At 65.2% G+C, this 1,887-nt stretch carries 3 protein-coding genes; 2 read left to right on the top strand and 1 reads right to left on the bottom strand.

Annotation, left to right across the window (positions count from 1 at the left end; all coding sequences use genetic code 11):
* Positions 1-237: HU family DNA-binding protein (locus tag AC1DY5_RS53715; protein WP_478122369.1), on the top strand; the 237-nt coding region annotated here is incomplete at its 5' end.
* Between the two features lie 98 nt (positions 238-335).
* On the opposite strand, the gene AC1DY5_RS53710 is transcribed toward AC1DY5_RS53715, so the two are convergent.
* Positions 336-1,649, bottom strand: coding sequence for an IS110 family RNA-guided transposase (locus AC1DY5_RS53710; protein WP_478122368.1), 1,314 nt, complete (start codon positions 1,647-1,649; stop codon positions 336-338).
* On the opposite strand from AC1DY5_RS53710, the gene AC1DY5_RS53705 reads away from it, so the two are divergent.
* Entirely contained in the window at positions 1,648-1,842 is a 195-nt protein-coding gene (locus AC1DY5_RS53705; RefSeq protein WP_478122367.1) for a hypothetical protein, read from the top strand. The genes AC1DY5_RS53710 and AC1DY5_RS53705 overlap by 2 nt on opposite strands.
* Positions 1,843-1,887: the final 45 nt, after the last annotated feature.

Below are 1,887 nucleotides of genomic sequence, written 5' to 3'. Positions count from 1 at the left end.
ACTAACGTCAGCAAGGCCGATGCTGGCCGTGTACTCGACTCGACACTTGAAAACCTGACGCGGGCCCTGGCACGTGGGGAAGCCGTGCAGCTCATCGGGTTTGGCAATTTCACCGTCGCGAGCCGTGCCGAGCGTACCGGCCGCAATCCATCGACCGGCGAGCAGATGACAATCAAGGCGAGCAAGGCGCCGAAATTCACGGCAGGCAAAGCCCTGAAGGATGCTGTCAACGCGTGACATCCTCCCCGCCCTTGAAGGACGAGGATTCCTGCCGAGGCGTGCTTCGCGTTACGCACGGCCTGCCTCTTGAGAAACCAAGGTGATGGAGCCGGGGGTCATGCTGCCGGGGTGACGGCAAAGCCCAGCGCAGCGGCGCGGCGTTTGAGTGCCGCTACGCTGCGCTGGCGCTGTTGTTCCTCGTAKYGKTSYTGGCCCTGGTCGACGAATTCTTCGCCGCGCGTGARCATGAAGTAAATCATTCGGGCCAACTTGTGGGCGACGGCCGTGTTGGCGCTGGGCTTGTCCATGCGGGCGCACAGGCGACGGTAGAAGGCGCCGAGTGCCGAGCGGTTGCGTGACAGGCTCATCACGGCCAATTTGAGTGCCTGGCGCACCCGGTTGGTCGAGCGCCGTGTGCGTGCCGACAGCACCTTGCCCCCACTGATCTTGGTGCCCGGGCACAGGCCCAGCCACGAGCAGAAGTGCTTGACGTTGGCGAAGCGGCTCAGGTCGGGCCCRATTTCAGAGAGCACCGTCAACACGGAGCTGACGGCCAGCCCATTGATACGGGTGAGGTCGACTCCGGCCCAGCGTGCCAGCGCCGTGCGCAGGTCGAAGGCGGGGGTGTTCTTGCCGCCGCGTTTGCCGGGGCCAGTCAGTTCGACSTCGTGACGCCGCAGCGTCACCAGCAGCGACTCGATCTTGGCATCGCACTCGAGCACACGCTGCGCCASGCTGTCATACATGGCCAGCGCCTGCGCCARTACGAACAGGTGCTCCTCGCGCCAGTTGCCCGTCAGSGCTCGCTCAATTTCGGCCATGCTGGCCTTGACTCGGCCATWGCGGTGCCGCGCCAGCGCGTGCGGGTCACGCTGGCCAGCCACGATGTCGCGGATRACGGCCTGGCCGGTCATGCCCATSACATCGGTGAGCACCTCGGTGAGCTGCAGRTTCATCTGCACCAGMGCYTTCTGCATGCGYTGMACCCAGCTGGCCTGCTCGGCMAGCAGCACCTCGCGCTGGCGYACCACCGCRCGCACYACACAGACCTCGTCGCCGGGCCGCCARGCCGCGCGCAACAGGCCCAGGCTCATCAGCTTCTGCAACCACTGGCAGTCCTGCACGTCGCTCTTGCGTCCGGGCACGTACTTCATCTGCCTGGCATCGACCAGCCAGACCTTCAGGCCGCGCTGCTCGAGCACCTCGTACACCGGGATCCAGTACACGCCGGTGGACTCCAGCGCCACCGTGTCGACGCCGCACGCGATGAGCCATTCGGCCAGCGCGTTCAGGTCATCGGTCATCGCGCCGAACTCGCGCACCGAATCCTCGGCCAGGTGCGGTGGCACCGCCACCCAGTGGCTCGAGGCGCCGACATCGATGCCGGCCGCATTGGGAAATACCTCGTCTTCTCGCTTGCGCACTGCCATGGCTTGCTCCAACATCGTTGATGAACGGCAGCGCCATGGGAAACGCCGAATTCGACTCGATCTCTTGAACGGGATGCGCATCGCTGCGCTCACCACTGTCGCCGACGAATCCCGGACCATGCTCTTAAGCGGGCTCGCCAAAGCTCGCACCATTGATGGGTCGGTCATATCGGCGCTGCCGCTCACCTTGTAGCGCAGGTCGGTTTCTCTGCCAACGCCTGGCCCGCGTGCGGGGTTG

Source organism: Variovorax sp. P4_D9, assembly GCF_056401695.1.
The sequence above is the reverse complement of the archived record's forward strand: the minus strand, read 5'-3'. Positions and strand labels throughout refer to the sequence as shown.